This window comes from uncultured Gimesia sp. (assembly GCF_937910335.1).
Lineage (GTDB): Bacteria > Planctomycetota > Planctomycetia > Planctomycetales > Planctomycetaceae > Gimesia.
Map to the genome: position 1 here is coordinate 1 of NZ_CALEMX010000018.1, position 6,259 is coordinate 6,259.

5 protein-coding genes are annotated in these 6,259 nt (G+C 44.2%); all 5 read left to right on the top strand.

Features of this window, described 5'->3' with window-relative positions; translation table 11 throughout:
• The coding region (locus Q0668_RS00735) for a hypothetical protein (protein ID WP_298858938.1) at window positions 1-335 on the top strand (335 nt) is incomplete at its 5' end.
• Window positions 336-360: 25 nt separating this feature from the next.
• Entirely contained in the window at window positions 361-2,544 is a 2,184-nt protein-coding gene (locus Q0668_RS00740) for a hypothetical protein (RefSeq protein WP_298858940.1), read from the top strand.
• Between the two features lie 54 nt (window positions 2,545-2,598).
• Window positions 2,599-4,077, top strand: coding sequence for a hypothetical protein (locus tag Q0668_RS00745; protein WP_298858942.1), 1,479 nt, complete (start codon window positions 2,599-2,601; stop codon window positions 4,075-4,077).
• Window positions 4,074-4,748 (top strand): hypothetical protein, encoded by a 675-nt coding sequence (locus tag Q0668_RS00750; protein WP_298858944.1) that lies wholly within the window; start codon window positions 4,074-4,076, stop codon window positions 4,746-4,748. The genes Q0668_RS00745 and Q0668_RS00750 overlap by 4 nt, the downstream gene beginning before the upstream one ends.
• Before the next feature lie 28 nt (window positions 4,749-4,776).
• The coding region (locus tag Q0668_RS00755; RefSeq protein WP_298858946.1) for a hypothetical protein at window positions 4,777-6,259 on the top strand (1,483 nt) is incomplete at its 3' end.

Consider the following 6,259-nt stretch of genomic DNA (forward strand, 5'->3'; position numbering starts at 1 on the left):
GGTCTGGCGCAAATCGCATGCCAAAGCGAAGGAAGTCATCTGGGAAATGCGGGGTTAAAGCAGCCACGCTGCCGATTAAAGTCGAATTTCCGAACAAGGAATTGGAAAATCCAGCTCTAGATGAAGCATTCTTACAAATGATGGCAGTTTCAACTGGAGGCCGCGCTTATCAGATTTCTGATGCAAACGAGATTCCCAACGCATTTAAAATTAAACAGGTCTCCCGTTTTCTTGAGGAACGGCAAGAGATTTGGGATGCGCCAATATTTTATATCCTGATTTTTGGATTACTGGTAGCAGAGTGGATTTTAAGGAAATGGTGTCGCCTTCTGTAAAATGAGTCACTGGAGTTAAAAGTCTATGTCGAGCGTTGAGCGGCCGGGTGAATTCGAAGGTTTACAAAATATGATTTCCGGGAAACTGGAAAACGTGGGGAGTTCTCTGCGCCGCCATACTCTCTTGGAAGCGGTGGCGCGGATTTTTGTTGCCATTTTAGGATTGGCTTGTTTATCTCTCCTGTTTGACTGGTGGCTGGAACTCAGTTTCGTGGCGCGCGTCCTGTGTCTGCTTTTGGGTCTGGGAACTGTTGGCTACCTGATTTATCAACATGTGATTTTACCGTTACGGATTGCACTTTCACCGATCGAAATCGCGAATCTGATTGATCAATCGAAGCAAGTATCTCCTCAACAGGCAATTGCACCGCGTGTGGCCAGTGTCTTGCAATTGCCTGCGCATCTTTCAGAAGTTGAACAATCGCAGCCAATGATTGAACAGGCCGTGCAATACAATTATCAGCAACTCAGCCAGTATCCCTTTCAGGACTCGATCGATCCAAGGCATACCAGGCATTGCTTACTCGCTGTGCTGGCAGCATTTCTAATTCCTCTCTGTTTTATTTTCATATTTCCGGAAACCGCTCGGTTATGGAGCCAGCGCTGGCTATTAGGTTCAAATGAGGCATGGCCCCGCAATACTCATTTATCGGTTGTAGGCCTGAAAAATGGACAGTGGATCATACCGCGAGGCGAAACAGCGACATTGCAGGTTCATGCGGAAGATGAAGAAGGAACAACTGAAAGCGTCTGGTTACATCTGGAAAGTAACGACGGGGAAAGTGAAACGATTACCATGAACCGTTTCCAGGCGGGTGATTTTCGGTATGAAATTCCACCTTTGCAGTTGCCTTACAAAGCGTATGCCTGGGGAGGAGATGGAGAGTCCGAGCCGTTCGAGATTGTTCCCATCGATCGACCACGGATTACTGATTTGACGATCCAGGCGACGCATCCTCGTCTCTCGCAACCATTTGTGTCACATTTTTCTGCCAGTGAGGGAAATGTAAGACTGTTACCTCAATCAGAAGTGACGATGCAATTAACCACAAATGTCAAAGTCAGTCAGATTGACGTTGATTCTGAGGACGTTTCGTTACAATGGGAGAGTACAGATGGTAAGCATTTTCAAGCGAGATGGACGCATGAAAAACCAGTCAGTTTTAAGTTGACGTTGCACTCTGCCGAACACGAAATCAATTCACATCCAAGACCTGTTTCAATAGGAGTGCAGCCTGATCGTAGTCCACGATTGAGTTTTCGCTATTCCGGAGTACGACAACGAATTACTGCCAAAGCGACCATTCCTTTCACAATGATTGCCCGTGATGATTTTGGAATTCGTCAAGTTGGTATGACATCAGATCTGCCTTTGTCTGGAACAGAGACAAAAGAGAAATCAGACGAAGCAGAGAAGACAGAATCCGGTGTAAAGGAAACCAAAAGCAAGACTCCAGAGAAAAAAGACAAGAACAAAGAGTATCCCGTGTATGGCCCGGTTGAACCCGCCGTGGAAACGGTGATTGATCATGAGCAACAGGTTTCGATTTCTGAGATGAAACTGAATCCGGGAGCAGTGATTACCTTTCAAAGCCATGCGGAGGATGATTGTTATACAGGAAGACAGAAAACGAGTTCGCGACAGTTAGTCTTTCGCATAGTGAAACCAGAGGAACTATTTCGTGAAATTCTATTGAGACAGCAGCAATTGCGGTCCCGTTTGCGAAAGGCTAGAGATCAGGCAGAACAATTACGAGATGATTTAAAACAGGCGAGCAGTCTGGATCAGGCTGCTGATTGGATGCGGAAACATCAGCTGGTCCGCCGTGAGGTAGGACAGGTCAGCCATGCTTTAAATGGATCTGTGGAAGAAATGAAACTGAATCAATTGGGGGGTGAAGAAACCTATCAGTTGATTTCACAAACCGTACTCAAACCGTTGCAGAACCTGCATGAACGGGAAATGGAGCGACAAAGGCAGTCTTTAGAAACATTAAGAACTGATACCCCTGATTCGACGGAGACAATGGAATCGCGTCAGGACCAAATTGTGAAGTCATTAGATGAAATTCTCAAAAAAATGGCGCAATGGGATAGTTTTATTGATGTTGTAAACCAATTAAATGCGGTGATTAAGTTGGAGCAACTTGTCAAAGATAAAACAGAAGAACTGAAGAAGAAGCAGGTTGATTCCATTTTCGATAAATAATTCAGGAAACCAGTTCGTCGGTTTCAATGACCCCCTGTTATGGAGGTGAGGGAAATGCAAAAAAGGCAAATACAGACATTGATCGGACTCGCGGTAGTCGTGGCATTCACTTCTACGCTGTTCTCAATCAATGCAGCAGAAAAATCAGCAGACGTCGCAAAAGCGAGTTCGAAAACGTCAACGGGGAAAACGACAACCGGGAAAGTCGCGCCCCAGCAACGAATTCAGTTTGAGCAGGACAAAGCCCGGGCACATATGCAGGAGTTGGAAGAACGCATGTTTCGGCTTTCCAATCTCATTCGCGAATCGCAGCCGGAAGATGCGGCGCGACTCCTGCTGGGTTTACGAAAAGCCCGCGAGCAACTCATTCTTGATCGAATGGGCGAGGCATCAAAGATGCTGGATAGTCTAAAACTGGATCAGGCCAACAAGGAACAGAAAGAAATTCTGGTTCTGTTAGAAGAATTGAAAAAACTGTTGTTAACAGCGGATATCGGATTGGAACTCAAGCTGGAACAGTTACGAAAGTTGATCAACTCGCGCGAAACTGTAAGTAAACTTCTCAAAAAAGAAGAATTACAACTTTCGAATACGCTGGATCAAAAGGATAAAAAGCAAAACAAAAAAGATCTGCAAGCATTGGAGACCAGTGAAAAACGGAATCAGAAGTCTGCTGAAACCCTGGAACAGCTTCTGCGCGAATATGGGGCTGCTTCCAATGGAATTTGCAAATCCCTCTCGGGTGCAGGCAAATGCATGGGAGGTGCCTGTAAGAAACTAGGCGAGTCACAACCCAAGCCTGCTTCAACAGAACAAAAAAAAGCGATTGAGAATCTCAGTAAGGCCCAGTTAGATATCAAAAAGCTTGAAGAACAACTTCGTAAAGAAGTAGAATCGCTCGTACGTCAACGGGTCATGGATCAGATTCAGGACATGATCACGCAGCAGAGACAAGTCCGTGATGTCACGACAAAACTGCAAGCTCGCGTTTTGCAGAAGCAGAAACAAGCTCTCGTGGCTGTCAGACGATTGGCAGCAACCGAAGAAAAAATTATCGATCTCTGTTCAGAATCGATTGAACTCTGCGAATTAACTCAGTTCAGCCTGGTACTCCCTGTGGCTTTAGGAGCGGTTCGCGAGCAGATGGAATTTGTGAACGAAGGTTTAATTCATAGTAAAGCCGACGCAGAGATGATCAAAGATCAACAACAAATCGAAGAAGATTTACAGGCGCTACTCGATGCCATGATCGAAGCCTCGCGTCCTTCGAATAAACAAGGGGGCGGTCAATGTAAGGGCTGCAAAGGAAATCGGAATAAATTATTAGCTGAAGTGAAAATGCTACGATGGATGCAGCAATCAGTACATAAACGAACGGAAAATCTGGACAAACAGGTCGACCAGAAAAAGATCTCAGAAACAGCGGTTAAGGAACGGATCGATTTACTGACAGTTCGGCAAAAGGAAATCGATATAATCACCGGACGGTTACACAGCTTGACCTGTCCGCATTGTCTGGCAGGAGGTGAATGATGCAGCTTGTTTCTATGAGAATTCGAAAAATATATACCTATATGACAATACTGACGTGTTGTGGAATCTGGTTTGTTCCCTCTGCGCAGTTGATGCTCGGTGCTGATAACGGCGCCAAAATATCAGAACAAGCCGATGAGAAATCAGTCGAAGCAAAGAAGCCTCAGGCTGTGCCTGGGAAAGCTGTGCCAATTCTTCTGCCGAAAAAAAAAGATAATTTAGCGATGATACGGAATGACGCCTGGTTAAAAGATCCGTTCAAAAATATCCAGACCGATGTGAAGTCTGTGATCAAGGATTTTGATCAAGGTCAGACGAAACAGCCAGTTAAGACAACTCAACCTCGTATTATAACACGTCTTGATACTTTAATCACGATGTTGGAAAAGTCATGTAAAGGCGGAAGCGGTGCTGCAGGTTCAAATCCGACACGGCCTGCTAATTCTTCTACATTGTCAAAAGGCCCCGGCGGTCAGGGAAAATTGAAAGCACCTGATAAAAAAGGACGCAACTGGGCCGACCTGACACCAAAACAACGTGAGAAAATTCTACAGTCGCGCACGGAAGGATTCCCTCCCGGATATGAAGATATTCTGGCAGATTATTTTCGCCGGTTAGCCCGAAATCAAACCGTCGACAAAAATAAGACTACTCCTGATAAACAAAAGTAAGATGATGGAAATAAAGAAAACTTTAATAATGCTACATTTTCTCTTTCCTGCAATCATTTGCGGGTTAAGTCTGGCTTTCTCATCTACGAGTGTTGCAGATGAAGTGGTGCTCTATGATGGCAAAAAAATTATTGGCCAAATTAAGTCGATCGATTCGAAAGTGATGACGGTTGAAGTCGATAGTGCAACGAAGAATATAAACCTGTTTGATATTACCTCTTACAAATTTATCCAACCTGACAAACCTCAGGATGTCTGTCAGTTACTGATTGATGGTGAGAAACCCAGCTATGCACAAGGTCCGCGGAAAGGCAAGGTAAAACTTCGGAAAGGCTATCACCGTTTTGTACTACCCTATTTTCATACGGTGGGAATAGCAAAGCTGAAGATCATGATGTCGGGGCCGAATATGAAAAGTGCAGAGATTCCGAATAGTTTGTTGTATAACAGCTCTGTCGAAATTCGCAAAATCGCTACCAAGGACTACAAAGTTGATGAAGAAGGATATCGTTTACCACTGAATCTGAAAAATACAATGAAAAATGTTGGATATCGACTAATGGAATGGAAGCCTCCTGAAGAAGTCAAATCCAGCCACGATCTTAAATATATTCCAGTAAAAAAAAGAGGAACGAATCCGAGTCTGGCTTTGCTTTCAAAACGCAGCGCTATTAATTTCGGAATTGTTTATGACACGCTAATTAAGATACCCAAGGATGGAGAGTATACGTTTTCCATCGAGACGGATAAAAATAGTAAGGCAAAGTTATATGTCGGATCTTATCCAAATGAATTATTCAAACAGGCGGTAGAAAAGAGTAAGTCTGGCTGGCATGTTACTTTTGCGCAAAAGGGTAAACTGACAGGCAAGCTGAAGGGCTTTGCGAAAGGTGGCTTTCTTTTTGAAATACAAGTATCTTACAAAGAGTTGGATGTCCCCTTAAAAAAAGAAGCCATTCATGAGATGTGGAAGGTTCAGTCAGACGCGAAAAAAAACTGGCGTGCAGATCGTAAGGGGGAATCTGATACCGAAGATTCGGCCTATGTATTAACGAAAGAGGGCAATGTCCATCGGGTTACAGGTGAAGTGGTCGGCATGAATGAAAAGAGCTTGCTCTTTCAATATGAAGGACAGGAACGTGAAATCAATCTGGACCGTGTGGTTGGACTGGTTCTTCAAAAAAAACGTCTCAAGGAGAAATCAAATCTAGCGTTGCAAAGTCAGGTGAAACTGATCGGTAATTCTCAGTTTTCAGGTGAAGTGACTGTAGATACTAATTCTACTGCTTCCATTAAGATGCCTTGGGGAGATCAGATCTCAATCCACAAGGTTGAAATGGCATCGATCAGAACCGTCAATGCCCGGTCAGTTCCATTGACAGGAATTGTTCCCGATTCTGTCACACAAGTTCCTTTTTTCAATCAGGTTTATCCGTATCAAATTGATAAATCGTTCTCGGGTTTGCCTTTGAAAGTTGGTAATAAAGTCTTTCGAAAAGGATTGTGTGTGC

Coding starts and splice junctions, on each gene's coding strand:
- Q0668_RS00740 (WP_298858940.1), top strand. CDS start 361: ATGTCGAGCGTTGAGCGGCCGGGTGAATTCGAAGGTTTACAAAATATG.
- Q0668_RS00745 (WP_298858942.1), top strand. CDS start 2,599: ATGCAAAAAAGGCAAATACAGACATTGATCGGACTCGCGGTAGTCGTG.
- Q0668_RS00750 (WP_298858944.1), top strand. CDS start 4,074: ATGATGCAGCTTGTTTCTATGAGAATTCGAAAAATATATACCTATATG.